Genomic DNA, 25,706 nt, shown 5'->3' with positions numbered 1-25,706 from the left:
ACGCGGCGGCTGAGGGTGCTCAGCGGCCGGCAGGGGCCTCCCCCGTTCCGCGCGCTGTCTCCCATCCGGACTTTCTGGGGACGGACGAGCCGCACCCCAACCGTCGGCCCCGGATTCTCACCAGGTCCACCGTCCGACCGAAGCCGTCCGGGTCGCGGGCTTACCACGGTCGGACCGTGGATCACCGCCGGTTCGGAATTTCACCGAGCCCCGCCAGCGCGTGGTGGGTATACGGGAAGTCTTACACGTTCCGCCCGGGCGCGCGCCACAGAGGCGAGCTACCTCACAGGACCGGTCAGGTGACACCGCGCCGGCGGTCCACCGCCACGTACGAGCCGGGCTGGCTCTTGGCCACCGTCTTCATCTCCGAGGCCACCGCGATCGCCTCCAGCGGATCGGTGAACCGCTTGCCGGAATCGGACAGCGACACGCCGATGGAGAGCGTGACGAGCGCGGCGCGGCGGATGTTGCCGCGCCGGTCCTTCAGCTCCACGAAACCGCGCTCCCGGTCGGTCGCGTCGTAGAGCGCGTCCGCGGCCTTCTCGAAGTCGACGACGGCCCGGCTGGTCAGCGGCCGGACCTGGCCGGGGGTGCAGACGATGACGAAGTCGTCACCGCCGACGTGGCCGAGGAACGCCGGCGGCAGCCCGATCGACACCACCGCCCGGTGCAGGCTGCGGGCCAGCGCCGAGATGAACTCGTCGCCGCGCACGAAGCCGTACCGGTCGTTGACGCTCTTGAACCGATCGATGTCGATGTAGCCGACGGCGTAGTCGACGCCGTTGCGTACCCGGTCGCTGATCTCCCGCCGGATCCGGCTGTTGCCGGGCAGCCCGGTCAGCGGCGAGACCTCCCGGAACTCCTTGTTGCGCCGCAGCGTGGAGTTGACCCGGGCCACCAGTTCCAGCGTGTCGAACGGCTTGACCAGGTAGTCGTCCGCGCCGACGCTGAGCCCGTTGACCTTGTCCTGGGTCATCCCCTTGGCGGTCAGCATGATCACCGGCAGGGCCGAGGTCATCGGATCGGCGCGCAGCCGCCGGGTCAGTTCCAGCCCGTCGATGCGGGGCATCATCAGGTCGACCACCGCGAGGTCGGGCCGCTGCCGCTCGATGATCTCCAGCGCCTCCTGGCCGTCGGCGGCGTGCAGCACCTCGAAGCCGTGCAGGCGCAGGTTGAACTCGACGAAGCGGGCGATGTCCTCGTCGTCGTCGACGACGAGGATCACGTCGGGTCGCTCGCCGGCCGGGTCCATCTCAGGCCCCGGTCATCGCGCGTTCCGCCAGGCCCCGCAGGCGGCGTACCGCCTCCGCGGGATCGTCGGCGCCGTAGACGGCGGTGCCCGCGACGAACGCGTCGGCGCCGGCCGCGGCGGCCTGCTCGATGGTGTCCGCGGCGATGCCGCCGTCGACCTCGATGCGCAGCTCCAGGTGCCCGCTGTCGACGTGCCGGCGGGCCGCGCGCACCTTGTCCAGCAGCTGCGGCAGGAAACGCTGGCCGCCGAAGCCGGCCTTGATCGTCATGATCAGCAACGTGTCGAAGCTCGGCAGCAGCTCCAGGTAAGGCTCGATCGGGGTGTCCCGGTCGATCGCCAACCCCGCCTTCGCGCCGGCCGAGCGCAGGTCCTTCGCCAGCGCCACCGGGTCGTCGCACGCCTCGGCGTGGAACGTGACGTTGTACGCCCCGGCGTCGGCGTACCCGGGCGCCCAGCGGCGCGGGTCGGTGATCATCAGGTGCACGTCGAACGGGATCCCGGTGACGGCACGCAGGCTCTGCACCACCGGCAGTCCGATGGTCAGGTTGGGCACGAAGTGGTTGTCCATGACGTCGACGTGCAGCCAGTCGGCGGCGGGCTCCACGGCACGGACCTCGTCGGCGAGGCGGGCGAAATCGGCGGCCAGGATGCTCGGCGCGACGATCGGCGGCGGTACGGTCACCGGGCCAGTGTACGAACGCGGTGATCCGGAGGTCGCGGCACGTCTCCCGGAGTGACAGGTGGTGATGTCCCATTCACCGGTGGTGCACCATCCGGCCGTCCAGAGAGAAAATCGGCACGAATAGTCGCCGGTGACTGGCCGATCGATTGAAAGATGACGAAACTCCTACAGGGACGGTCACGTATGCTGCACGCCCGGGCGCGGGGGACGCCGGTCGGGCTTGTGGCGACCGGCTGTCATCTCTCCCGGAAGGGGCGGACGATGCGACGGTGGCTCCACGTGCTCGCGCTGGCCGGCGCCGTGACTGCGGTGATCGCCGGATGCGCCCAGACACACCGGGCCGACGGCGACCTGATCGACGACTGGGCTGCGCTGCCGGTGCCGCAGCTGTTCGTCCCGGCGACCGAGGCGTGCCTGCCCCGGCTGAGCACTGTGGTGGCCGCCGCCACGTACGAGACGGTGAACTGCGCGGGCAGCCACCTGGCCGAGACCGTGCACGTCGGCCGGTTCAGCGGGCCGGCGGCGCAGGGCGTACGCCCGGAACCGGGCTCACCCGCGCTGCGGACCGCGCGCGCGGAGTGCGACCAGCGGGCCCGGGAGATGATCGGCGGGGACTGGCACGCCGCCCGGCTGACCCTGAACATCGCGCTGCCCACCGTCACCGCCTGGACGTCCGGCGCCCGCTGGTTCCGCTGCGACCTGGCCGAGACCGACAGCATCGACAACACCCGCCCGGTCAACCGGGTCGGCAGCCTGCGCGGCGCGCTCGTCGGCGACAACCCGCTGGTGCACAGGTGCTTCGACCCGAAGCTGATCGGCCAGAACCTCAACTACATGGCCCCGGTGCTGTGCACCGAACCGCACCGGGCCGAGTTCGTCGGGGTGTACGAGGAAGGCGACATGAGCTGGGCGGAGTTCACCCGGGGCGCGCCCGCCACGCACCGGCGCTGCATGACGCTCATCGCCGCGTTCGCCGAGGTGCCGGACAACGCCGAACTGCCGTACCGGGCCGGGTCCATCTTCTACCCGCCGTCGCAGCGGGAGTGGGAGGAGGGCGACCGGGGCGTGCGCTGTTTCCTGTGGAGTGACGACCGCAAGCTGAACCGCTCGGTGCGCGGCGCCGGACCCGAGGGACTCCCGGTCACCTGAGCGGCTGTCGTATGCTGCACCGCCGAGGCGTACCGGTCGACCGGGCGGCGCCGGATGCGCGGGGGAGGTCGGTCGGGATGCGGCGATGGCGGGTGGCGGTCACCGTGGGCGCGGCGCTGGCGCTGGCGCTCGGCGGCTGTGCCGCGCCGGCCGGAGTGGACCGCGACCTGATCGACGACTGGCCGGCGTTCGCCGCGCCGGTCGGTTTCGTGCCGAAGTCCGGGGCCTGTCACCCCACAGTCGCCGACGTCGGCTACCTCAGCGGCTACCAGCCGGTCGACTGCGCCACCCCGCACCGCACCGAGACGCTGCACGTGGGCACGATGACCGGCGCGGAGGCGGAGCGTTCCGCGCCGCCACGGACCGGCTCGGCCGGGATGCGCGCCGCGCACGCCGACTGCGCCCGGCAGGTCACCCGGGCCGTCGGCGCGGACTGGCGCGGCGGCCGGCTGCGCCTTGCCGTGGTGTTCCCCTCGGCGCTCGCGTGGTCCGGCGGGGCCCGCTGGTACCGCTGCGACGTCGCCGAGATCACCGATCTGGACGAGGGCGCCGTGGCCCAGCGCACCGGCAGCCTGCGGGGCGCGTTGAAGCCCGGCTCGAAGCTCGCGTTCGGCTGTTTCAACCCGAAGCTGAGCAAGGACGAGGTGCAGTCGATGCGGCCGGTGGCCTGCACCTCCCGGCACCACGCCGAGTTCGTCGGCGTCTACCAGGCACCGGACATCACCTACGCCGAGTTCGAGCGCACGCCGCTGCGCACGCACAAGGCGTGCCGCGGCCTGATCGCCAAGTACGCGAAGCTGCCGAACGACGGCAACATGCAGTACCGGGCCGGCACCATCATCTACCACCCGTTCGAGGAGCAGTGGCGCGACGGCGACCGGGGCGTGCAGTGCTTCCTGTGGGTCTCCGAACGCTCGCTGACCCGATCGGTCAGGGGCGCGGGCGCCAAGGCGCTGCCGATCACCTGAGACCCGGGCGGGGCGGGCCGGCGCCCACCCCGCCCGGGACCGCTCAGCCGACCTGCAGCGTCACGTCGTCCACGACGAAGCTGGTCTGGAGCGAGGAGTCCTCGACCCCGGTCCACTTCAGCGTGACCGTCTGACCGGCGTACGCGGCCAGGTTGAAGGTGCGCTGGGTGTAGCCGGTGGCCTTGTTCAGGTTCGAGTACGTGGCCAGCGTGGTCGAGCCGACCTGCACGGTCAGCTTGTCGTACGCGGTCGAGCTGGTCGTCTCGGCCGTGTCGATGTGCAGCCAGAACGAGAACGTGTAGCTGCTGCACCCGGCCGGCAGCGTGACCGACTGGGACAGCGTGTCGGTACGCGAGGAGCCGTACCCGTTCATCCACGCCTTGTACGACCCGGTGCGGGCCGCCTGGCTGGAGCTGTTGGTGATCACGCCGGAGCTGGCCGTCCACGGCGTGGTGCCGGACTCGAAGCTGCTGTTGCCGATGAGCTGGCCGCCGGTGCAGCCGCCGCTCCCACCGGTCACGGTGAGCGTGTAGCTGGCGGTGCGGGTGGCCGAGCCGGTGCCGGTCACGGTGAGCGTGAACGTGCCGGTGGTGGCCGTCGACGAGGCGGTGACGGTCATGGTGGCCGAGCCGCCCGAGGTGACCGACGACGGGCTGAAGCTCACCGAGACGCCGCTCGGGGCGCCGCTGGCGGACAGCGCCACGGTCTGCGCGCTGCCGGCGGTGGTGGCGGTGCTGACCGTGGCGGTGGTGGAGCCGCCCCGGGCGACGCTGCCGGAGGTGGGGCTCACCGAGACGGAGAAGTCGTTGGACGGCGTGCCGCCGCCGACCGCGAGCGCCCAGATCGCGTACGCGACGCCGTCCGCGGCCCGGTTGAGGATGGTCGTGTTGATGTTGCTGGTGTTGTCGCAGGAGCGGTGGTAACACCCGTCGTACGCCGCACCGGCGGTGCCGCCCCACTTGCTGGCCTGCGCCGAGCTCTTGGTGTAGCTGGCGCCCGCCGCGTAGCCGGAGGTCTGGATGCCGGCGTTGGCGAACGAGTAGTCGTCCGAGCGGCCCTGCCCCTCGGTGTTCTCCTCCGGCGAGATGCCGAACGAGTCCCAGTACGCCTTCAGCGGCGCGGCGGTGGCCGAGGTGATCCGGTTGATGAAGTAGCCGCCGTTGGGCGAGCCCACCATGTCGAAGTTGTAGTAGCCCTTGATGTAGCCCCGCTGGGTGGAGCTGAGCTGGTTGACGTAGTGCTTGGAGCCCTGGAGGCCCTGCTCCTCGCCGTTCCACCAGGCGAACCGGACCCGCTTGGTCATGGTCGGGTTCTGCGCGGCCAGCACCAGCGCGTTCTCCAGCAGCGCCGACGAGCCGGAGGCGTTGTCGTTGATGCCCGGGCCGGCGGCGACGCCGTCCAGGTGCGCGCCGAACATGACGACCTGGTCGGAGGGGCCCTGCGGCCACTCGGCGATCAGGTTGTTGCCCGGGTAGGTGCAGGTGGAGCAGTTCTGCTCGGTGACCGTGTAGCCGGCGGCCTGGAGCTTGCCCTTGACGTAGTTGACCGACGCCGTGTAGCCGGCCGAGCCGGAGCGCCGGTTGCCGCCGTTGCTGGTGGCGATGGAGTTGAACTGGGTGAGGTGGGCCTGGATGTTGCTCAGGGAGACGTCCGGCGCGGCGAGCGCGGCGACGGCCGGGGCGGGGGCGGCGGCCGTCGCGGGCGCGGCGGAGGCGGTGCCGGCCAGGCTCGCCGTCGTCAGGGTGGCGACGAGGGCGAGCGCGAGGCTCGTGGTCGGCGTTCTGCGTCTCATGGAGACTCCTCGTGGGGGTTCGGCGGGCGGGGGTGCCGGGACCGGTGGTCGAAACAGTTACATGCATCGATCAAACAGTCAACGGGCTGTCACATCCCACCGGCCCCCTCCCCCCACCGGGATGCCGCACACGTTCCATCCCTCCCCATTTCGCCGCACGACGATCAAGGAGTTCGTGTCCGGACACGGCGGCCCCGGGGACACGAACTCCTTGATCGACTACGAGGAGAGGTGGGTCAGACCCGGCGGAGGACCGCCAGGAACATGGCGTCGGTGCCGTGGCGGTGCGGCCAGAGCTGCACCGTGGGGCCGTCACCCAGGCCCGGCATGCCGGCCGGCAGCAACGGCCGCGCGTCGACGAAGTCGACCCCGAAGCCGCACCGCCGGGCCGCCTCGGTCACCGTCACGTGCGTCTCCACCACGTGCGGCGAGCAGGTCACGTACGCGACCAGGCCACCCGGCCGGGCCGCCCGCAACGCGGCGGTGAGCAGTTCCCGCTGCAGCCGGGTCAGTGCCGGCAGGTCCGACGGCTGGCGGCGCCACCGCGCCTCCGGGCGGCGGCGCAGCGCACCCAGCCCGGTGCACGGCGCGTCCACGAGCACCCGGTCGAAGTGCCCCTCGGGCAGCTTCGGGTCGCCGCCCACGTCACGCCCGTCGGCGTGCAGCACCGTCACCGGCAGCCCACGGGTGGCCTGTTCGACCAGCCGCGCCCGGTGCTCGGCCACCTCGACCGCTGTAAGCCGCGCGCCCCGGACCGCCGCCAGTGCGCCGAGCAGGCCGGACTTGCCGCCCGGGCCGGCGCACAGGTCCAGCCACCGGCCGTCGGGGCCGTCCAGCGGCGCCGCCGCCAGCGCGTCCGCCACCAGCTGGGAACCCTCGTCCTGCACGTGCGCGCGGCCGTCGGCCACCGCCGGCAGGTCACCCGGCGCGCCGCCGGGCAGGTAGACCGCGTACGGCGAGAACGCGCCGGGCGCGCCCCCCACCTCGTCCGCGAGCACCACCGGATCGGCAAGGCCGGGCCGGGCACACAGGTGCACCGGCGGGCGCTCGTTGTCCTCGATGAGCAGCCGGGCCGTCTCACCCATGTCGCCGCCGAGCGCCTCGGCGAACGACCGCACGATCCACTGCGGATGGCTGTACGCCAGCGCGAGGTGCCCGATCGGGTCGGTCTCCTCGGCCGGGGCGATCTTCGCCACCCAGGCGTCGGCGTCCCGGCTGGTGATCTCCCGCAGCACCGCGTTGGCGAACCCGGTGGCGCCCGGTCCCACCGACCGGACCAGGTCCACGGTGGACGACACCGCGGCGTGCGCGGGCACCCGGGTGTGCAGGATCTGGTACGCCCCGAGCCGCAGCGCGTCGCGCACCGGCGGGTCGATGCGCTGCACGTCCCGCCCGGCCGCGTCGGTGACGATCGCATCGAGCGTGCCGGTGTGCCGCAGCGTGCCGTAGGTCAGCTCGGTGGCGAACGCGGCGTCCCGGCCGGTCAGCCCGGCCTCGCGCAGCATCGCCGGGAGCACCAGGTTGGCGTACGCGTCGTCGCGGTGCACCGCCGCGATCGCCTCGTACGCGATCTGCCGGGGCAGGTCCACGGCCGGACGGGCCGGACGGCGCCCGCCACGCCGGTCCGCGCCGGACCGGTCACCGCCGAAGCGGTCCCCGCCACGCCGGTCCGCGCCGGGCCGGTCTCCGCCACGCCGGTCGGCGCGCTCACGGTCCCCGCCGAACCGGTCGCCGCCGCGACGGTCCGCGGCGGGCCGGTCGGCACGCTGCCGGTCGCCGCGCTCACGGTCGCCGAACCGGTCGTCGCCCCGCCGCTCGGCGCCGGGCCGGTCGGCGTGCTCACGCGCGTGCCCCCGGGGACGCTCGCCCTCGACGGGCCGGTCCGGGCGCGACGGCCCCGTCACGCGAACACCTCACCGGCGGTGACCCGGGCGCCGCGCGCCCAGTCGCCGGCGGGCATGGCCTTCTTGCCGGCGGCGCGCACCTCGCCGAGACGCACCGGCGTGGTGGCGGTGCCGACGAGCACGCCGGACTTCTCCACGTGCAGCTCCCCCGGCTTCAGCTCCGGGCCGTCGTGAAGCGGCGTGACCGGGCCGAGCTTGACCCGGTCGTCGCGGAACGTGGTCCACGGGCCGGGCGCGGGCGTGCAGGCGCGGATGCGCCGGTCCACCGCGAAGGCGGGGTCGCCCCAGCGGACCCGGGCGTCCTCGACGGTGAGCTTCGGGGCGAGCGAGACCCCGTCGGCGGGCTGCGGCACGGCCCGGGCGGTGCCGGCGCCGATCGCGTCGAGGACCGCGACCAGCAGCCCGGCGCCGGAGTGCGCGAGCCGCTCCAGCAGGTCGCCGGAGGTGTCGGCGGGACGGATCTCGTCGGTGACGGTGCCGTAGACCGGGCCGGTGTCCAGCCCTTCCTCCAGCTCGAAGACGCTGGCCCCGGTCAGCTCGTCGCCGTGCAGCACGGCGTGCTGCACGGGCGCGGCGCCGCGCCAGGCGGGCAGCAGCGAGAAGTGCAGGTTGATCCAGCCGTGCCGGGGGATCTCCAGCGCCACCGGCGGCACCAGGGCGCCGTAGGCGACCACCGGTACGCAGTCCGGCGCCAGCTCGCGCAGCCGGTCCAGGAACTCCGGCTCACGCGGGCGGGCGGGGGTGAGCACCTCGACGCCGTGCGCGTCGGCCCACGCGCCGACCGGCGAGCGGACCAGCCCGCGGCCACGGCCGGCCGGGGCGTCGGGGCGGGTGACCACGGCGAGCAGCTCGTGCCCGGAGGCGGCGATCGCGTCCAGGGCCGGTACGGCGACAGCCGGCGTGCCGGCGAAGACCAGGCGCATCCGGGTCACCGCCCCAGGCCGAACGGGTTGCCGGCGGCGTGCGGGCTGAGCTTCACGGTGGGCGGCGCGGCCTGGTCGTACCACTCGGCCTGGCGGATCGCCTTCATGGCCTCCTTGCGGCCGGCCGGGTCGAGCCGATCGACGAAGAGCACGCCGTCGAGGTGGTCGGTCTCGTGCTGCACGCAGCGGGCCATCAGGCCGGTGCCGACGATCTGCACCGGGTCGCCGTAGCCGTTGAAGCCCTTGGCGATCACGTTCTGCCGGCGCTTGGTGTCGAAGTAGAGCCCGGGGATGGACAGGCAGCCCTCCGGGCCGTCCTGTTCCTCGGAGTCGGGGAACTCCAGCACCGGGTTGACCAGGTGACCGAGGACGTCGTCGACGTCGAAGGTGAACACCCGCAGGCCCACCCCGAGCTGCGGCGCGGCCAGGCCGGCGCCGCTCTGCTCGCGCATCGTGTCGGTCAGGTCGGCGATCAACTTGCGCAGCTCGGCGTCGAAGTCGACGACCGGGTCGGCCGGCGTGCGCAGCACCGGATCGCCGAACAGACGGATGGGCTGGACGGTCACTCGGCGTGGCTCCTTGTGTGGGTCGAACGATGCGCGTCCAGTCTACGGAGTCGGCCCGGCCGCCCCGGGTCGCGTACCGGGAACGGTGACCGGGGCCGCCTCCCGCCCCACGCTCACCGGCAGCGTGGCGTGACCACGCAGGGTGAGCCGGACCCGCCGCTCGGGCCGGCCCGCCACTGCCAGCCCTGGCAGCCGGCGCAGCAGCAGCGGGAACGCCACCTGCGCCTCCAGCCGGGCCAGCGCCGCGCCGAGGCAGTAGTGCGGCCCGGCGCCGAAGGACAGCGGCGCGATCTGCGCCCGCCACGGGTCGAAGCGGGCCGGATCCGGATAGCGGCGGGGATCGCGGTTGGCGGCGCCGAGCAGCACGATGACCCAGCTCTCCGGCGGCAGGTCGACGTCGCCGTACCGGGACGGCGCGGTGCTCATCCGCGAGGTGAGCTGCACGGGCGAGTCGTAGCGCAGCAGCTCGTCGACGTAGGCGGGCGCGAGGTCGGGCCGCTCGCGCAGCGCCGCCGCGGCGCGCGGATGGTCCAGCAGCGCCACCAGGCCGTTGCCGAGCAGGTTGGTGGTGGTCTCGAAACCTGCCACCAGCAGCACGATCAGGTTGGCCAGCAGCTCGTCGCCGGAGAGCCGGTCACCGCCGTCGTGGGCCTGCACCAGCGCGGTGGTGAGGTCGTCGGCCGGAGCGCGGCGGCGGGCCGCCACCAGCTCGGTGAAGTAGCCCCGCAGCTCGGTCGCGCCCCGGTCGGCCACTGCCAGCTCGTCGGCGGTGATCTCCGGTTCGAGCACGCCGGTCAGGTCGGTGGCCCAGCGCCGGAACAGCGGCCGGTCCGCCGCCGGCACACCGAGCAGCGCGCAGATCACGCCGACCGGCAGGGGGTACGCGAACGCGGTCATGAAGTCGACCGGCCCGTCGGCGGCGAGCATCGCGTCGACCAGCTCGTCGGCCTGTGCCCGCACGACGTCGCGCATGGCGGCGATCCGGCGCGGGGTGAACGCGCCCGCGGCCAGCCGCCGCATCCGGCTGTGGTCGGGCGGGTTGGTGCGCAGCATCGACCGGGAGATCGACAGCACCGCCGGGCTCTCCCGCCAGCCGGGCATGAACTGGTCGCGCAGCGCGTCGTCCATCACACCGAACCGGGCGTCGCGCAGGATCGCGTCGGCCTCCGCGTAGCCGGTGACCACGTAGAAGACCGGCCCGGCCTGGACCACCGGGCCGTGCGCGCGCAGCCGCTCGTACGTCGGATAGGGGTCGAGCCGACCCTCGGGGGACATCAGCAGCGCGAGCGCGTCGGTCGGATCCACGATTCCGCCTCCCCAGGCATCGGAGGCCTTCATCATGCTCCGGCGCGCCGGGCCGGGTGAACCCGTGACGGCGAGGTGGCGGTGTCCCGCGCGGTCAGGCGCCGGCGCCCGGCTCCCCGGCGAGCACCGGGCCGCCGCCGAGCAGCGCGTGCTCCGGCAGCGGCAGCGTGATGCCGTGCGCGTCCTCCCAGTCGTGGATCAGCCCCGGGCGGGCCTGCGCGGTGAAGAAGTCGATCGCGCTCATCCCGCCGACCACCGGCTCGTCCACCTCGGCGACCAGCCGGGCGGGAACCATCGGCAGGCCGGCGCGCACCGCCGCGCTGAGCCGCCGGTGCCCGTCCACGACGAAGAAGTACTCCCCGGTGTAGCCGATGCTCAGCGGCTCCGGCTCCTCGCCGCTGCCGGCCGCCTCGGCGGCGTCGGAGTCCCAGAGGCCGCGCAGCGTCGACACGTCCTCGGTCGGGTACACCCGGGTCGGGTCGAGCAGCAGCAACGGCTGGCCGGCGCGCAGCACGTCGGCGCCGAGGCGGCCCTCGTAGACGTCGATGACGTGCTGGATGACCTGCTCCGGGTCGGCCCGGGTGGTGTCACAGACCAGGTCGTAGTTGCGCAGGCGGGCCTTGTCGACGCCGTACCGGACGATGAACCGGCTCCGCTCGCTCTCGCTGCGCTCGCGCAGCTTGGCGCGCGCCTCCTCCAGCGAGGTGTAGCTCTCGGCCGGGCCGGACGGGCGGGCCAGCACCCGCCGGGCCGCCTCGGTCGGCTCGGTGATCATGTGCACCTTGAGCGCGTCGGTGAAGAAGTGCCAGGCCAGGCGGGAGTCCATGACCAGGGACTCGCCGGAGGCGGCGATGTCGCGCTGGAGCTGGTCGACGTAGCCGTCGACGGCCTGGTCCAGCTCGGCGTGCAGGTTGAGCTGGAGAGCGGTCATCTGCCGCTCCTGGGCCATCTGGCGGTAGAGGTCGCCGACGCTGACCCGGCGCAGCCCGAGCCGCTTGGCGATCTCGACCGAGACGGTGCTCTTGCCACTGCCGAGGTCACCGTTGAAGACGATCGACTGACGAACGGTCACGACTGGTCCACCCCTGCTCACCGGCTGACTGACGACATCGAGTGTCGGCCCGACGTGCTCTGGCACCCGCCGCGCCGCGTCCCGCGCGGCGAAACCGCGCGGCTGGGCATGACGGGCGATGCTATCACCGCCCGCTACTCGATTGCCGGACCAGGTGTGCGGCAAACCCCAGCTCACGACCGTGCGCGAGGGTCCGCGTGCGCACCGTCACGCGGATCGCGTGCGATCAGAACAGGGTGAGCGGATCGACCTGGAGGCGTACCGGGTCGGCCGCCTTGCGGGCGCTGCGCTGCCCGGCGGCGGCGTGCAGCGCCTCGGCCATCGCGGCGGCCCGGGACCGGGGCACGCGTACCAGCATCCGCTCCCGGCCCTCGTCGGCCGGCACCGGGCCGAGCACCTCGGCGTCGCCCGGCAGCCGGGCACCGGCGAGCAGGTCTGCCACCGCCTCGGCCACGCCGGTGACGCTCGCCATCCGTACCGCCGGAGGGAAGCCCAGCTCCCGCCGCTCGGCCAGTTCCCGGGCGGCGAACCAGGCGGAGTCCCAGCGCAGCAAAGCCTGCACCGGGGACAGCGCCCCGTCGGCGACCACCACCACCCGGCCGCCGGCCGTACCTGGCCGGGCCAGGGCGGCGGCGGCCATCCACCGCCGCAGCGCCTCCTCGCCGGCCCGCAGGTCGGCCCGGGTCAGCAGGGCCCACGAGTCGAGCAGCAGCACCGCGCCGTAGCCGCCCTCGGCGACCGGCTCGGCGCCCGGGGTGGCGACCACCAGCCCGGCCCCGCCCGGTACGCCCGCCAGCACCTCCTCCCGCCCCGACGTCCGCACCGGCACGCCCGGGAACGCCCGGCCCAGCTCCTCGGCGGTCCGCCGGGCACCGGTCACCGAGGCGCGCAGCCGCCGCCCGCCGCACTCCGGGCAGGCGTACGCGGCGGCCACCCGGCCGCACCAGCGGCAGGCGGGCGTGCCCTGCGCCGAGGGCAGCGCGAGCGGCCCGGCGCAGTGCGGGCAGCGGGCCGGGGCGCGGCAGTCGGCGCAGGCCACCGACGGCACGTATCCCCGACGCGGCACCTGCACCAGCACCGGCAGGTCGGCGCGTAACGCGTCCCGCGCGGTGGTCCAGGCCAGGCTCGGCAGCCGCGCCGAGGCCGCGCCCGGATCGCGGGCCAGTTGCGGGTCGTCGCCGGTGGGGGCCATGGCCGGGGTACGCGAACGCACCACCGCCCGGTCGGCCACCACCTCGCGCGCCCAGCCGGTCTCCACCAGCAGCTGCGCCTCGGCGGTACGCGCGTACCCGCCGACCAGGGCGGCGACGTCGCCGAGCTGCGCCCGGGTGAGCAGCACGTCCCGGGCGTGCGGGTAGGGCGCGCGGGGTTCGGCGTGCAGGTCGTCGCCGTCGTCCCAGATGGCCACCAGGCCGAGCCGCCGCACCGGGGCGAACATCGCGGCCCGGGTGCCGATGACCACGTCCACCTCGCCCGTCCGGGCGGTGAGGAAGGCCCGGTAGCGGCGGGCCGGGCCGTCGGCGGCGGTGAGCCGGACGTGCCGTCCCGCGCCGAGCACGGCGGTCAGGGCTGCGTCGAGGCGGTCCAGGTCACGGGCGTCGGCCACCACGACCACGGCGCCCCGGCCGCCGGCCACTGTCGCGGCGACCGCGTCGGCGTACCGGTCGGCCCAGTCCTCCCCCGGCAGCGCCGACCAGACCGCGCGGGCGGGCTTGCCGTCGGTGAGCGCGCGCAGCAGCGCCGGCCCGGCCGGGTAGTCCCGCCAGCCCCGCGGATCCACCTCCGCCCGGCCGCCCGGCCGGGTGTCGGTGTCGGTGTCCTCGGACGGTGGCGCGTCCGCGGCCGTGACGGCCTTCTCGGCGCGGGCGTGCCGGGGCGGCACCGCCAGCCGGAGCACGTCGGCGAGGCTGCCGGCGTACCTGTCGGCGACCGCGCGGGCCAGGCGGGCCACCTCCGGGGACAGCACCGGCACCGGGGACACGACCTTCTCCAGGTACGCCAGCTTCGGGTGCTCGGACGACTCGGTGCGCTCCAGCAGCCAGCCGTCGACGAGCTGCCCGGCGAACCGCACCTTCACGCGTACCCCCGGCCGGGCGTCGGCGTCGAGCGCCTCGGGCACCAGGTAGTCGAAGGGGCGGTCGAGGTGGGGCAGCGGCACGTCCACGCAGACGCGCGCGACCGGCGACCCCTGTGCGGGTCGCCGGTCGCGGCGCGTGGTGGCGGTCAGGCTCCCGCGGCCGACTTGAGGTCGGCGGCCCGGTCGGTGCCCTCCCAGGTCAGCTCCGGCAGTTCCCGGCCGAAGTGACCGTACGCGGCGGTCTGCTGGTAGATCGGGCGCAGCAGGTGCAGGTCCCGGATGATGGCGGCCGGACGCAGGTCGAACACCTCGGCCACGGCCTTCTCGATCGAGGCGACCGGCACGGTCTCGGTGCCGAACGTCTCGATGAACAGGCTCACCGGGTGCGCCTTGCCGATCGCGTACGCGACCTGCGCCTCGCACCGCTCGGCCAGCCCGGCGGCGACCACGTTCTTTGCCACCCAGCGCATCGCGTACGCGGCCGACCGGTCGACCTTCGACGGGTCCTTGCCGGAGAACGCGCCGCCGCCGTGCCGGGCGTACCCGCCGTACGTGTCCACGATGATCTTCCGGCCGGTCAGGCCGGCGTCACCCATCGGGCCGCCGATCTCGAACCGCCCGGTCGGGTTGACCAGCAGCCGGTAGCCCTCGGTCTCCAGGCCGAGGCCCTCCAGCTCCGGGGCGATGACGTGGTCCCGGATGTCCGGGGTGAGCAGCGACTCCAGCGAGATGTCCGCCGCGTGCTGGCTGGACACGACGACGGTGTCGAGCCGGACCGGGCGCAGCCCGTCGTACTCGATGGTGACCTGGGTCTTGCCGTCCGGCCGCAGGTACGGGATCGTGCCGTCCTTGCGGACCGCGGCGAGCCGGCGGGCCAGCCGGTGCGCCAGCGCGATCGGCAGCGGCATCAGCTCGGGCGTCTCGGAGCAGGCGAAGCCGAACATCATGCCCTGGTCACCGGCGCCCTGCGCGTCCAGCGCGCTCTCCGACCCACCGGTACGCAGCTCGAAGGCGTTGTCGACACCCTGGGCGATGTCCGGCGACTGGGCGCCGATGGACACGCTGACGCCGCAGGACGCGCCGTCGAAGCCCTTCTTCGACGAGTCGTAGCCGATGCCGAGGATGGTCTCGCGGACGATGGTCGGGATGTCGGCGTACGCCTTGGTGGTCACCTCGCCGGCCACGTGCACCTGACCGGTGGTGATCAACGTCTCCACCGCGACCCGGCTGTGCGGGTCCTGGGCGAGCAGCGCGTCGAGAATGCCGTCACTGATCTGGTCGGCGATCTTGTCCGGGTGGCCCTCCGTGACCGATTCGGACGTGAAGAGACGTGTCACGGCACTCCTAAGCATGTGAAGACTTTTAAAGGTCGCTCGGCGGCAGTTTAGTCATCATCGTTCCGCCGCGACCCGACGAACGCGGGTCGACCAACCGTCAGGAACGCGACGGCAACCGCTGACGGACGAGGTCCCAGACGGCGTCGGCCAGGGCCTCCTTGGGCTGCTCGGGTAACCGGTGCACGGCGCCGTCGGCGCTGATCACGGTGGCCGCGTTCGTGTCGGCGCCGAAGACCTTGTCCACGCCGACCTCGTTGACCACGATCATGTCGGCTCCCTTGCGGGCCAGCTTGGCCCGGCCGTTGGCCTCCGCGTCGTCGGTCTCCGCGGCGAAGATCACCAGCACCTGTCCGGGCCGGCGACGCCGCCCCAGCTCGACGGCGATGTCCGGGTTGGTGACCAGCTCGATGGCCGGCGCGACACCGTCGTCGGACTTCTTGATCTTCCCGCTGGCGTAGCTGGCCGGCCGGAAGTCGGCGGGCGCGGCGGCCATCACCACGGCGTCCGCGCCGGCGGCCGCCGCGAGCGTGGCGTCGCGCAGCTCCTCGGTGGTGCCCACCCGGACCAGGTCCACCCCGGCCGGGTCGGGCAGCGCCACGTTGGCCGCGACGAGCGTGACCCGGGCGCCCCGGGCCACGGCGGCGCGGGCGAACGCGTACCCCTGCTTGCCGGACGACCGGTTGCCCAGGAACCGGACCGGGTCAAGCGGCTCGCGGGTGCCCCCGGCGGTGACCACCACGTGCCGGCCGGCCAGGTCGGCCTCGGCCTCGACGCCGCGGGCCAGCGCCCGGCGGGCCACCGCGAAGATCTCCGCCGGGTCGGGCAGCCGGCCCTTGCCGGTGTCCCGCCCGGTGAGCCGGCCCACGGCCGGCTCGATCACGCGGACGCCCCGCGAGCGCAGCGTCGCCACGTTCGCGACCGTGGCCGGGTGCTCCCACATCTCGGTGTGCATGGCCGGGGCCAGCAGCACCGGGCAGCGCGCGGTCAGCAGCGTGTTGGTGAGCAGGTCGTCGGCGAGGCCGTGGGCGGCCTTGGCGAGCAGGTCGGCGGTGGCCGGGGCGACCACGACCAGGTCGGCGTGCTGCCCGAGCCGCACGTGCGGCACCTCGTGCACGTCGGACCAGACGTCGTCGGCGACCGGCCGGCCGGACAGGGCCGCCCAGGTCGGAGCACCGACGAAACGGAGCGCCGAGGCGGTCGGCACCACCCGGACCCGGTGACCCGACTCGGTGAAGAGCCGGAGCAGCTCACACGCCTTGTAGGCGGCGATGCCGCCGCCGACCCCGAGGACGATCTCGGCGGGCATCGGCGCGGGCGCGGTTACGGCTGGTCGGTCGGCTCGGCGGTGAGCAGGCCCGCGTTGATCTCGCGCATGGCGATGGAGAGCGGCTTCTCCTGCGGGGTGGTCTCCACGAGCGGGCCGACGTACTCCAGGAGGCCCTCACCGAGCTGGCTGTAGTAGGCGTTGACCTGACGGGCGCGCTTGGCGGCGAAGATGACCAGCGCGTACTTCGAGGTGGTCTTCTCGAGCAGCTCGTCGATCGGCGGGTTGGTGATGCCCTCGGGGTTGGTGGCGATGGATCCCACGAATTAAACCTCTGCGTCTCGTGCGCCGCCCGCGGGCGGTCGGGCCGGAGCCAGGAAGGACGAACCGAGCAATCCTACCAGCTCCGCCGCGGCGCGCTCGGTGTGGTCGTGTGCCACGGTGTGGGCGAAGACGGCCGCGACGTCCGGGTCGGCCCGGTACGCCGGCGGCGTGAGCAGCACCAGCCGGGCGCCGGGCGCCGCCGCCCGTACCGCCAGCGCGCCGGCCAGGTCCAGCGGCAGCAGCACCGGCCGCCCCTCGGCGAGCCGCGCCCGCACCTCGGCCCGGGGCACCCCCCGGCGGTACGGCCCGATCCGGCACCACTCCAGCAGCTCCCCGGCGGCGATCAGCCGGTCGAAGCCCGGCGCGTCGAGGAAGACGCGGCCGGCGCCGTCGCGTTCGTCCGGACGGGGTGGGCGGGTGGTGGCGACCACCGGCACCCAGACAGACGCAAGGCGCGCCCGGACCGCCTCGACGACACTGCTCCGGCCGGCCCCGGAGGGACCGGACAGGACAGTGAGCCGAGCCGCCGAGCGCGCCTCGTCATCCGTGCTCACCGCTTGTTTCTACACGGCGGGCCGTTCAGTTGGCGGCGAACTCTCCGAGCAGAGCCTTGCGCTGCTGCTCGCCGAGGCCGCGCAGGCGACGGCTGTCCGCGATCTTGAGCTTCTCCATGATCTGGGTGGCCCGGATCTTGCCGATGCCCGGCATCGCCTGGAGCACGGCCGAAACCTTCAGCTTGCCCACGACGTCGTCGGACTCGGCCCGCTCGAGGACGGTGGCGAGGGTGGTCTTGCCCTGCTTGAGCTGCTCCTTCAGCTCAGCGCGGGCCTTGCGGATCTCCGCGGCCTTCTCCAGCGCGGCAGCGCGCTGCTCGGGGGTCAGTGACGGGAGCGGCACCAGTTCTCCTCAGGTCCCTAGTACGGCGGGCTGAGCGCCCCACCGCATCTGTGAAACGTGGTGTCGCTGGAAACCAAAGGGGTCCGTGGTTCCCAGCGCGGGGAAAACTAGCGGTCAACGGAGATTTCGGCAACGTGGACGCGCGATGATCAACCCAAAGTGACCGAGCCGTCAGTCAGTCCGCCGTGCCCAGGGCGGCCCGGCAGTCGGCCAGCACCCGCTCGGTGGCGGCCCGCAGGTCGGCCGGGTCGGGGCCCGCGCCGAGCACCTCCCGGGAGTACGACGGAAGCACCGACGGCAGCGCGGCACCGAACACGGTACGCAACCCGGCGGGCGTTCCGCCCTGCGCGCCCAGCCCCGGCGCGAGCAGCGGACCGTTGACCGAGTCCAGATCGTGACCCGTCTCACCAACTGTCGCGCCGACCACCAGACCGAAGCTGCCGAGCGGCTCCGCACCCCGGTTGAGCTGGGAAATCTCGTCGATCACGGTCTGCGCGACGGTGCGCCCGTCGGCACCCACGGCGCGCTGCACGGAGGCGCCCTCCGGGTTGGAGGTGAGCGCCAGGACGAAGACCCCGCCACCGTGCTCGGCGGCGGTGGAGAACATCGGGGCGAGCGAACCTACTCCCAGGTAGGGGCTCGCGGTGACCGCGTCGACATACAAAGGGCTGGATGGATCGAGGTACGCCGACGCGTACGCGGCGACTGTCGAGCCGATGTCACCACGCTTGACGTCAAGCAGAGTGAGCGCTCCCAAATCTCGCAACTGTCGGATAGTTGACTCAAGCACACCCACGCCCCGGGCGCCGAAGCGCTCGAAGAACGCCGACTGCGGCTTGACCACGGCGACCCGGTCACCGATCGCCTCCACCACGGTGGCGCAGAACCGCTCCAGGCCCGCCACGTCGTCGGACAGGCCCCAGGCGGTCAGCAACCCGGGGTGCGGGTCGATCCCCACACAGAGCGGCCCTCGTTCCGCCACGGCCCGGTGCAGACGGGTGCCAAAAGTCTCCATCGCGTCTCTCCCTCTCCCGGCGGCTCCGGGCCGCCTGGCGTGTCCGGCGACGGCCTCCCGTCGCGCCCTGTCGAACCCGGCCGGGCTCAGCCGGCCTTGACCGCCGCGGCCACTCCGGCCGCGATCCGCGCCACGTCCGCGGCATCGCAGACGTACGGCGGCATCGTGTAGACGAGATCCCGGAACGGGCGCAGCCACACCCCCTCGGCGACCGCCGCGGCGGTCGCCCGGGGCAGGTCCACCTCGTGGTCGAGCTGCACCACCCCGATCGCGCCGAGCACGCGTACGTCGGCGACGCCGGGCGCGCCCCGCAACGGCTCCAGGCCGCCCTGCAGGCCCTCGGAGATGCCCGCCACCCGCCCCGCCCAGTCCCCGGCCCGCAGCAGGTCCAGGGAGGCGTTGGCGACGGCGCAGGCGAGGGGGTTGCCCATGAACGTCGGCCCGTGCGCCAGCACCCCGTCGGCGGAGATGGCCCACGCCACCTCGGGCGTGCACAGCGCCGCGGCGAGCGTCAGGTACCCGCCGGTGAGCGCCTTGCCGACGCAGAGCACGTCCGGGGTGACAGCGGCGTGCTCGGCGGCGAACATCCGGCCGGTCCGGCCGAAGCCGGTGGCGATCTCGTCGAACACCAGCAGGATGCCGTGCCTGCGGGTCACCTCGCGCAGCACGCGCAGGTAGTGCGGGTGGTGGAACCGCATCCCGCCGGCGCCCTGGACCACCGGCTCCACGATCACCGCGGCCAGCTCGTCGGCGTGCCGCTCCACCGCCTCCACCAGCGCCGCCTCGTACGCCGGGTCCGGCGCCGCGTCGAAGCCGGGCGGCGGCACCGGCGCGAACACCTGCCGGGGCAGCACGTCGCCCCAGAGGTGGTGCATGCCGCCCTCCGGGTCGCAGACGCTCATCGGGTGGAACGTGTCGCCGTGGTAGCCACCCCGCCAGGTGCCCAGCCGGCGGCGCTGCGGGCGTCCCAGCGCCCGCTGGTACTGCAGGCACATCTTCACCGCGACCTCGACGCTCACCGAGCCGGAGTCGGCCAGGAAGACGTGTTCCAGGCCGTCCGGGGTCAGCTCGACGAGCGTGCGCGCCAGGCGTACGGCGGGCTCGTGGGTGAGCCCGCCGAACATCACATGGCTCATCCGCCCGAGCTGGTCGGTCACCGCGGCGTCGAGCACCGGGTGCCGGTAGCCGTGGATCGCCGCCCACCACGACGACATGCCGTCGACCAGCTCCCGCCCGTCCGCCAGCCGCAGCCGCACCCCTTCGGCGCTGTCGACGACGTACGGCGCGCCGGCGGAAGGCATGGCCGCGTACGGATGCCACACGTGCCGCCGGTCGGCCTCCAGAATCTCCTCAGGCGTCACGTCTCCTCCTCCGTCACCCCTCCCCCTCTCACCCCCGCGATCTTGCAGTTGCCGCCCCGGCCGCGCCCGGAATGAGGCGGTGTGCCGGGGCCGGACGTGCAAGATCGCGCGGGTGCGAGAGGGGGTGGGTGGGTCAGGGTCGGGTGGTCCGGGTTATGGCTCGGGTCAGGGCGGGGCCCCGGTAGATGAAGCCGGTGTAGAGCTGGAGCAGGGCGGCGCCGGCGTCGAACATGCGGCTGGCGTCGTCGGGGTGGAGGATGCCGCCCACCCCGATCACGGGCAGCCGTCCCCCGGTCTCCCGGTGCACGAAGGCGACCATCTCCCGGGCCCGGGCGGTCAGCGGCCGGCCGGACAGCCCGCCGGCCTCGGCGGCGCGCTCCCGGTCGGCCGGGGCGAGCCCGTCACGGGCGAGCGTGGTGTTGGTGGCGATGACCCCGGCCGCGCCCCGGTCGAGGCACACCTCCAGCAGCTCGGCCACGGCCGGCTCGGTCAGGTCCGGGGCGATCTTCACCAGCACCGGCTTCTCCCCCACCAGCGCGGCGAGCAGCGCGTCCAGATGGGACCGGTCCTGAAGCGACCGCAGACCCGGGGTGTTCGGTGAGGACACGTTCACCGCGAAGTAGTCGCCGTGCTCCTTGAGCGCCCGGTAGGAGGCGAGGTAGTCCTCGACCGCCTCGTCCAGCGGTGTCACCTTGGACTTGCCGAGCGAGATGCCCAGCGGCACGCCGAGCGGGCGCGGCAACGCGGCCAGCCGGTCCGCGAGCGCCGCCGCGCCCGCGTTGTTGAAGCCCATCCGGTTGATCACCGCTTCGCTGTCGCGCAGCCGGAACAGCCGGGGTCGGGGGTTGCCCGGCTGGGCGTGCGCGGTCACGGTGCCGACCTCGACGAAGCCGAAGCCCAGCGCCGGCCAGGCCGGCAACGCGAGTCCGTTCTTGTCCATGCCGGCCGCCAGTCCGACCGGGTTGGGGAAGCGCACCCCGAACACGGTGCGCGGCGCCGGCCGGAAGTACGCCGCCCGCAGCGCGGCGAGCACCGCCGGCTGCCGCGACACAGTGGCCAGCCGCGCCAGCGTCCACTCGTGCGCCCCCTCCGCGTCCCCGCCCGCGAGCGAGAACAGCCGGGGCCGCACCACCTTCTCGAAGATCACGCCCCACCCCCGCGTCCGGCCCACCCGGCCGGCCCGGCGATCATGAAGTTGGCGGCGATGTGGATCTCCAAATCCGCCGCCAACCTCATGATCGGCGCGTGGAGGCGCGGGGTCACTCGCCCGCCCGGAGGGCGGCGTGGAGGTCCTGGAGCGGGCGGACCTTGAGATCGCCCCGGATGCGGGCCTCGATGCCCATGACGGCCGCGGCGGCGCCGGGGACGGTGGTGACGCACGGGATGTCCACGCTCACCGCCGCGCTGCGGATCTCGTACCCGTCGGAACGGGCGCTCGCCCCGGAGCCCTGCGGCGTGTTCACCACCAGCGCCACGTCCCCGCCGAGGATCAGCGAGACCGCGTCCGCGCCCTCACCCGACTCGTAGTGCTTGCGGATCTGCTCGCAGGCGATGCCGTGCCGGCGCAGCACCTCGGCCGTGCCGGTGGTGGCCACGATCTCGAAGCCCAGGTCGGCCAGGCGCTTGATCGGGAAAATCATGCCCCGCTTGTCCCGGTTGGCGACCGAGACGAAGATCTTCCCGGCGGTCGGCAGCGACCCGTACGCTGCGGCCTGCGACTTGGCGAACGCCTGGCCGAAGCCGGTGTCGATGCCCATCACCTCGCCGGTGGACTTCATCTCCGGGCCGAGCAGCACGTCGATGCCCTTGCCGGACGGGGTGCGGAACCGCTTGAACGGCAGCACCGCCTCCTTGACCGCGATCGGCGCGTCGGCCGGCATGGTGCCGCCGTCGCCGGTGGGCGGCAGCATCCCCTCGTCGCGCAGCTGCGCGATGGTGGCGCCGAGCGCGATCCGGGCCGCCGCCTTCGCCAGCGGCACCGCCGTGGCCTTCGAGACGAACGGTACGGTCCGGGAGGCGCGCGGGTTGGCCTCCAGCACGTAGAGCATGTCGCCCTGCAACGCGTACTGGACGTTGAGCAGGCCGCGCACCCCGACGCCGCGGGCGATCTGCTCGGTGTAGTGCCGCACCTGGGCCAGGTGCGAGCCGGCCAGCGTGATCGGCGGCAGCGCGCAGGACGAGTCGCCGGAGTGGATGCCGGCCTCCTCGATGTGCTCCATCACGCCGCCCAGGTAGACGTCACCGTCGGCGTCCACGAGCGCGTCCACGTCGATCTCGATGGCGTCGTCCAGGAACCGGTCCACCAGCACCGGGCGGTCCGGCGAGATGGCGGTTGCCCGGCCGATGTAGTCGCGCAGCGTGGCGTCGTCGTACACGATCTCCATGCCGCGCCCGCCGAGTACGTACGAGGGGCGGACCAGGACCGGGTACCCGATCTCGTCGGCGATCGCCTTCGCCTCGTCGTACGAGGTGGCCATGCCGTGCGCGGGCGCGCGCAGCCCGGCCCGGGCCAGCACCGCGCCGAACGCGCCGCGCTCCTCGGCCAGGTGGATCGACTCCGGGGAGGTGCCGACGATCGGCACCCCGGCGTCCTTGAGCCGCTGCGCCAGGCCGAGCGGGGTCTGCCCGCCGAGCTGCACGATCACCCCGATCACGCCGGGGCCGCCCGCCTCCTTGCCGGAGGTGTCCTCGGCGTGCCAGACCTCCAGCACGTCCTCGAACGTCAGCGGCTCGAAGTAGAGCCGGTCGGCGGTGTCGTAGTCGGTGGAGACGGTCTCCGGGTTGCAGTTGACCATGACGGTCTCGTAGTCCACGTCCCGCAGCGCCTGGACGGCGTGCACGCACGAGTAGTCGAACTCGATGCCCTGCCCGATCCGGTTCGGCCCGGAGCCCAGGATGAGCACCTTCGGCCGGGCCGAGGGCGCCACCTCGGTCTCCGAGTCGTACGTCGAGTAGTGGTACGGCGTGGTCGCCTCGAACTCGGCCGCGCAGGTGTCCACCGTCTTGTAGACCGGCCGGACGCCGAGCCGGTGCCGCAGCGTGCGTACGCCGTCCTCGGCGGCCAGCTCGGGACGCAGCGCGGCGAGCTGCCGGTCGGACAGGCCGGCCCGCTTGGCCCGGCGCAGGAGGCCGGCGTCGAGCACCGGCGCGTCCACGATCTCGGCACGCAGCTCGACCAGCGAGGCGATCTGGTCCAGGAACCACGGGTCGATGCCGCCGGACGCCTCGGACACCTCGGCGATCGACGCGCCGAGGCGCAGCGCCCGCTCGACGGTGTAGAGCCGGCCGTCGTGCGGCGTCCGCAGCGCCGCCAGGGTGTTCTCCCGGGTCGCGCCCTGAGGGTCGGGGACGGTCCAGAAACCAGATGATTTGGTTTCCATCGAGCGCATCGCCTTGTTCAGCGCCTCGGTGAAGTTGCGGCCCAGGCTCATCGCCTCGCCGACCGACTTCATCGTGGTGGTCAGCTCCGGGTCCGCGCCGGGGAACTTCTCGAACGCGAACCGGGGGATCTTCACCACCACGTAGTCGAGCGTCGGCTCGAACGCGGCCGGCGTCTTCAGCGTGATGTCGTTCGGGATCTCGTCGAGCGTGTAACCGATGGCGAGCTTCGCGGCGATCTTCGCGATCGGGAAGCCGGTGGCCTTCGACGCCAGCGCCGAGGAGCGCGACACGCGCGGGTTCATCTCGATCACGACGATCCGGCCGTCGGCCGGGTTCACCGCGAACTGGATGTTGCAGCCGCCGGTGTCCACACCGACCTCGCGCAGCACCGCGATGCCGAGGTCACGCAGCCGCTGGTACTCCCGGTCGGTGAGCGTCATCGACGGGGCGACGGTGACGCTGTCGCCGGTGTGCACGCCCATCGGGTCGACGTTCTCGATCGAGCAGACCACCACCACGTTGTCGTGGCGGTCGCGCATCAGTTCGAGCTCGTACTCCTTCCAGCCGAGCACGCTCTCCTCGATGAGCACCTCGTGCACCGGGCTGGCCGCCAGGCCCGCGCCGGCGATGCGCTCCAGGTCCTCGTCGGTGTGCGCCATGCCGGAGCCGAGACCGCCCATGGTGAACGACGGCCGGATGACCACCGGCAGGCCCAGCTCGGTGACCGTCTCGCGGACCTCGTCCATCGAGTGGCAGACCCGTGATCGCGGCACCAGCGCGGACGGATCCTCCAGGCCCAGCCGTACGCCGGCCTTCGCGACGATCTCCTTGAACAGCTGCCGGTCCTCGCCCCGGTTGATCGCCTCGATGTTCGCGCCGATCAGCTCGACGCCGTACTTCTCCAGCACGCCCGCCTCGTGCAGGGCGACGGCGGTGTTCAGCGCGGTCTGCCCGCCGAGGGTCGGCAGCAGCGCATCGGGGCGCTCCTTGGCGATGACCAGCTCGACGAACTCCGGGGTGATCGGCTCGACGTACGTGGCGTCGGCGAACTCCGGATCCGTCATGATCGTCGCCGGGTTGGAGTTGACCAGGCTGACCCGGATCCCCTCGCTGCGCAGCACCCGGCAGGCCTGGGTGCCGGAGTAGTCGAACTCGCAGGCCTGTCCGATCACGATCGGCCCGGAGCCGATCACCAGGACGTGCTTGAGGTCGGTCCGCTTAGGCATTGTCGCGCCCCTCAGTCTGCTTCCGGTCGAGGCCGCCGCCCTCGCTCTGCTTCCGGTCGAGGCCGCCGCCCTCGATCAGCTCGGCGAAGCGGTCGAAGAGGTAGTCCGCGTCGTGCGGGCCGGCCGCCGCCTCCGGGTGGTACTGGACGGTGAAGGCGGGCACGTCCACGGCCCGCAGCCCCTCGACCACGTTGTCATTGAGGCAGACGTGTGACACCTGGACACCGCCGAACTCGGTCTGGATCACCTGATCCGGCACCACCGCGCCGTCCCCGGCGCCCGGCACCTGCACCGCGAAGCCGTGGTTGTGGCTGGTCACCTCGACCTTGCCGGTGGCCCGGTCGAGCACCGGCTGGTTGATGCCGCGGTGGCCGTACCCGAGCTTGTAGGTGCCGAAGCCGAGCGCCCGGCCGAGGATCTGGCTGCCGAAGCAGATGCCGAACAGCGGGATCCGCCGGGTCAGCACCTCCCGGGCCAGCGCCACCGGGCCGTCGGCGGTCGCCGGGTCACCCGGGCCGGGCGAGAAGAAGACCGCGTCCGCGCCGGTGGCGAGCAGGTCCTCGATCGTCGACCCGGCGGGCAGCACGTGGGTGGTGACGCCGCGGGCGGCGAGCCGCCGCGGCACGTTGCGCTTGATGCCCAGGTCCACCGCCGCCACCGTGAACCGGTGCTCGCCCTGCGCCTCGACGACGTACGGCTTGGCGGTGGTCACCTCGTCGGACAGGTTCGCGCCGACCATCTGCGGCGAGCGGCGCACCCGCTCCAGCAGGGCGGCCGGGTCGTCCTCGACGCTGGAGATGCCGACCCGCATCGCGCCGCGGTCGCGCAGGTGCCGGGTCAGCGCCCGGGTGTCCACCCCGCTGATGCCGACGACACCCTCGGCGGCGAGCCGGTCCTCCAGGCCGCCGCCGGCCCGCCAGTTCGAGCTGATCCGGGCCGGGTCGCGCACCACGTACCCGGCCACCCAGATCCGGTCGGACTCGTCGTCCTCGCCGTTGACGCCGGTGTTGCCGATGTGCGGCGCGGTCTGCACCACCACCTGCCGGTGGTACGAGGGATCGGTGAGCGTCTCCTGGTAGCCGGTCATGCCGGTGTTGAAGACGGCTTCGCCGAAGGTCTCCCCGACGCTGCCGTACGCCTCGCCGTGGAACGTGCGCCCGTCCTCCAGGACGAGGATCGCCGATCTACGCTTCACCATCACCGGGCCCGCC

At 73.4% G+C, this 25,706-nt stretch carries 21 protein-coding genes and 1 riboswitch; of the genes, 2 read left to right on the top strand and 19 right to left on the bottom strand.

All coding sequences use genetic code 11. The features are described from left to right. Nucleotides 1–49: 49 nt before the first annotated feature. Nucleotides 50–222: riboswitch (FMN riboswitch) on the bottom strand. 73 nt (nt 223–295) lie between these two features. Together GA0070562_RS19995 and rpe are read right to left on the bottom strand one after the other, a co-directional pair. Then, nucleotides 296–1,252, bottom strand: coding sequence for a response regulator (locus tag GA0070562_RS19995; RefSeq protein ID WP_091424366.1), 957 nt, complete (start codon nt 1,250–1,252; stop codon nt 296–298). A 1-nt stretch (nt 1,253) separates the two neighbouring features. Then, a complete protein-coding gene (gene rpe, locus GA0070562_RS19990) occupies nt 1,254–1,934 on the bottom strand; it encodes a ribulose-phosphate 3-epimerase (protein WP_013285529.1) in 681 nt (226 codons plus the stop codon). 261 nt (nt 1,935–2,195) lie between these two features. Here rpe and GA0070562_RS19985 point away from each other — a divergent pair, with 261 nt between their 5' ends. After that, on the top strand, nt 2,196–3,083 hold the full coding sequence (locus GA0070562_RS19985) for a septum formation family protein (protein WP_091424363.1): 888 nt from the start codon (nt 2,196–2,198) through the stop codon (nt 3,081–3,083). Nucleotides 3,084–3,160: 77 nt separating this feature from the next. Beyond that, entirely contained in the window at nt 3,161–4,051 is an 891-nt protein-coding gene (locus GA0070562_RS19980) for a septum formation family protein (protein WP_091424360.1), read from the top strand. Between the two features lie 43 nt (nt 4,052–4,094). Here GA0070562_RS19980 and GA0070562_RS19975 read toward each other — a convergent pair whose 3' ends face one another. The 17 genes from GA0070562_RS19975 to carA form a co-directional block, all read right to left on the bottom strand. Beyond that, entirely contained in the window at nt 4,095–5,843 is a 1,749-nt protein-coding gene (locus GA0070562_RS19975; RefSeq protein ID WP_091424356.1) for a M28 family peptidase, read from the bottom strand. A 236-nt stretch (nt 5,844–6,079) separates the two neighbouring features. Next, nucleotides 6,080–7,747 (bottom strand): RsmB/NOP family class I SAM-dependent RNA methyltransferase, encoded by a 1,668-nt coding sequence (locus GA0070562_RS19970; protein WP_091424352.1) that lies wholly within the window; start codon nt 7,745–7,747, stop codon nt 6,080–6,082. Next, entirely contained in the window at nt 7,744–8,670 is a 927-nt protein-coding gene (fmt, locus tag GA0070562_RS19965; RefSeq protein ID WP_091424584.1) for a methionyl-tRNA formyltransferase, read from the bottom strand. The genes GA0070562_RS19970 and fmt overlap by 4 nt, the downstream gene beginning before the upstream one ends. Nucleotides 8,671–8,675: 5 nt before the next feature. Then, on the bottom strand, nt 8,676–9,236 hold the full coding sequence (gene def, locus GA0070562_RS19960) for a peptide deformylase (protein ID WP_091050384.1): 561 nt from the start codon (nt 9,234–9,236) through the stop codon (nt 8,676–8,678). Between the two features lie 42 nt (nt 9,237–9,278). Then, complete coding sequence (locus GA0070562_RS19955; protein ID WP_175438801.1) at nt 9,279–10,541, bottom strand: cytochrome P450; 1,263 nt, start codon at nt 10,539–10,541, stop codon at nt 9,279–9,281. A 94-nt stretch (nt 10,542–10,635) separates the two neighbouring features. Continuing rightward, nucleotides 10,636–11,613 carry an AAA family ATPase gene (locus tag GA0070562_RS19950; protein WP_091424343.1) on the bottom strand — a complete coding sequence of 326 codons (978 nt, stop codon included), beginning with the start codon at nt 11,611–11,613 and terminating at the stop codon, nt 10,636–10,638. Between the two features lie 226 nt (nt 11,614–11,839). Then, nucleotides 11,840–13,777, bottom strand: a complete 1,938-nt coding sequence (locus GA0070562_RS19945; RefSeq protein ID WP_091424340.1) for a primosomal protein N' — start codon at nt 13,775–13,777, stop codon at nt 11,840–11,842. A gap of 59 nt (nt 13,778–13,836) precedes the next feature. Then, on the bottom strand, nt 13,837–15,042 hold the full coding sequence (gene metK / locus GA0070562_RS19940) for a methionine adenosyltransferase (RefSeq protein WP_030271053.1): 1,206 nt from the start codon (nt 15,040–15,042) through the stop codon (nt 13,837–13,839). Between the two features lie 82 nt (nt 15,043–15,124). Beyond that, complete coding sequence (gene coaBC / locus GA0070562_RS19935; protein ID WP_091424336.1) at nt 15,125–16,333, bottom strand: bifunctional phosphopantothenoylcysteine decarboxylase/phosphopantothenate--cysteine ligase CoaBC; 1,209 nt, start codon at nt 16,331–16,333, stop codon at nt 15,125–15,127. Nucleotides 16,334–16,347: 14 nt separating this feature from the next. Then, nucleotides 16,348–16,614 carry a DNA-directed RNA polymerase subunit omega gene (gene rpoZ / locus GA0070562_RS19930; RefSeq protein WP_013285517.1) on the bottom strand — a complete coding sequence of 89 codons (267 nt, stop codon included), beginning with the start codon at nt 16,612–16,614 and terminating at the stop codon, nt 16,348–16,350. A 3-nt stretch (nt 16,615–16,617) separates the two neighbouring features. Then, entirely contained in the window at nt 16,618–17,169 is a 552-nt protein-coding gene (locus GA0070562_RS19925; protein WP_091424333.1) for a nucleoside/nucleotide kinase family protein, read from the bottom strand. A 25-nt stretch (nt 17,170–17,194) separates the two neighbouring features. Beyond that, entirely contained in the window at nt 17,195–17,512 is a 318-nt protein-coding gene (gene mihF, locus GA0070562_RS19920) for an integration host factor, actinobacterial type (protein WP_013285515.1), read from the bottom strand. Nucleotides 17,513–17,687: 175 nt separating this feature from the next. Beyond that, nucleotides 17,688–18,527: an orotidine-5'-phosphate decarboxylase gene (pyrF, locus tag GA0070562_RS19915; RefSeq protein WP_091424330.1), complete on the bottom strand. Its 840-nt coding sequence runs from the start codon at nt 18,525–18,527 to the stop codon at nt 17,688–17,690. 86 nt (nt 18,528–18,613) lie between these two features. Continuing rightward, nucleotides 18,614–19,888, bottom strand: a complete 1,275-nt coding sequence (locus tag GA0070562_RS19910; RefSeq protein ID WP_091424327.1) for an adenosylmethionine--8-amino-7-oxononanoate transaminase — start codon at nt 19,886–19,888, stop codon at nt 18,614–18,616. A 133-nt stretch (nt 19,889–20,021) separates the two neighbouring features. Then, entirely contained in the window at nt 20,022–21,035 is a 1,014-nt protein-coding gene (locus GA0070562_RS19905; protein ID WP_091424325.1) for a quinone-dependent dihydroorotate dehydrogenase, read from the bottom strand. A gap of 112 nt (nt 21,036–21,147) precedes the next feature. After that, a complete protein-coding gene (gene carB, locus GA0070562_RS19900) occupies nt 21,148–24,495 on the bottom strand; it encodes a carbamoyl-phosphate synthase large subunit (protein WP_091424322.1) in 3,348 nt (1,115 codons plus the stop codon). Further along, entirely contained in the window at nt 24,488–25,690 is a 1,203-nt protein-coding gene (carA, locus tag GA0070562_RS19895; RefSeq protein ID WP_175438811.1) for a glutamine-hydrolyzing carbamoyl-phosphate synthase small subunit, read from the bottom strand. Before carA ends, carB begins: the two co-directional genes overlap by 8 nt. Nucleotides 25,691–25,706: the final 16 nt, after the last annotated feature.

This window comes from Micromonospora tulbaghiae, assembly GCF_900091605.1.
GTDB lineage: Bacteria > Actinomycetota > Actinomycetes > Mycobacteriales > Micromonosporaceae > Micromonospora > Micromonospora tulbaghiae.
Note: the sequence above shows the minus strand (reverse complement) of the source record. Positions and strands in the feature narration are given on the sequence as shown.

Bases quoted from the DNA above. Each gene is read 5' to 3' on its own strand.
- metK (WP_030271053.1), bottom strand. From the start codon at position 15,042: ATGCTTAGGAGTGCCGTGACACGTCTCTTCACGTCCGAATCGGTCACG.
- fmt (WP_091424584.1), bottom strand. From the start codon at position 8,670: ATGCGCCTGGTCTTCGCCGGCACGCCGGCTGTCGCCGTACCGGCCCTG.
- pyrF (WP_091424330.1), bottom strand. From the start codon at position 18,527: ATGGAGACTTTTGGCACCCGTCTGCACCGGGCCGTGGCGGAACGAGGG.
- carB (WP_091424322.1), bottom strand. From the start codon at position 24,495: ATGCCTAAGCGGACCGACCTCAAGCACGTCCTGGTGATCGGCTCCGGG.
- coaBC (WP_091424336.1), bottom strand. From the start codon at position 16,333: ATGCCCGCCGAGATCGTCCTCGGGGTCGGCGGCGGCATCGCCGCCTAC.
- GA0070562_RS19975 (WP_091424356.1), bottom strand. From the start codon at position 5,843: ATGAGACGCAGAACGCCGACCACGAGCCTCGCGCTCGCCCTCGTCGCC.
- GA0070562_RS19980 (WP_091424360.1), top strand. From the start codon at position 3,161: ATGCGGCGATGGCGGGTGGCGGTCACCGTGGGCGCGGCGCTGGCGCTG.
- GA0070562_RS19985 (WP_091424363.1), top strand. From the start codon at position 2,196: ATGCGACGGTGGCTCCACGTGCTCGCGCTGGCCGGCGCCGTGACTGCG.
- GA0070562_RS19995 (WP_091424366.1), bottom strand. From the start codon at position 1,252: ATGGACCCGGCCGGCGAGCGACCCGACGTGATCCTCGTCGTCGACGAC.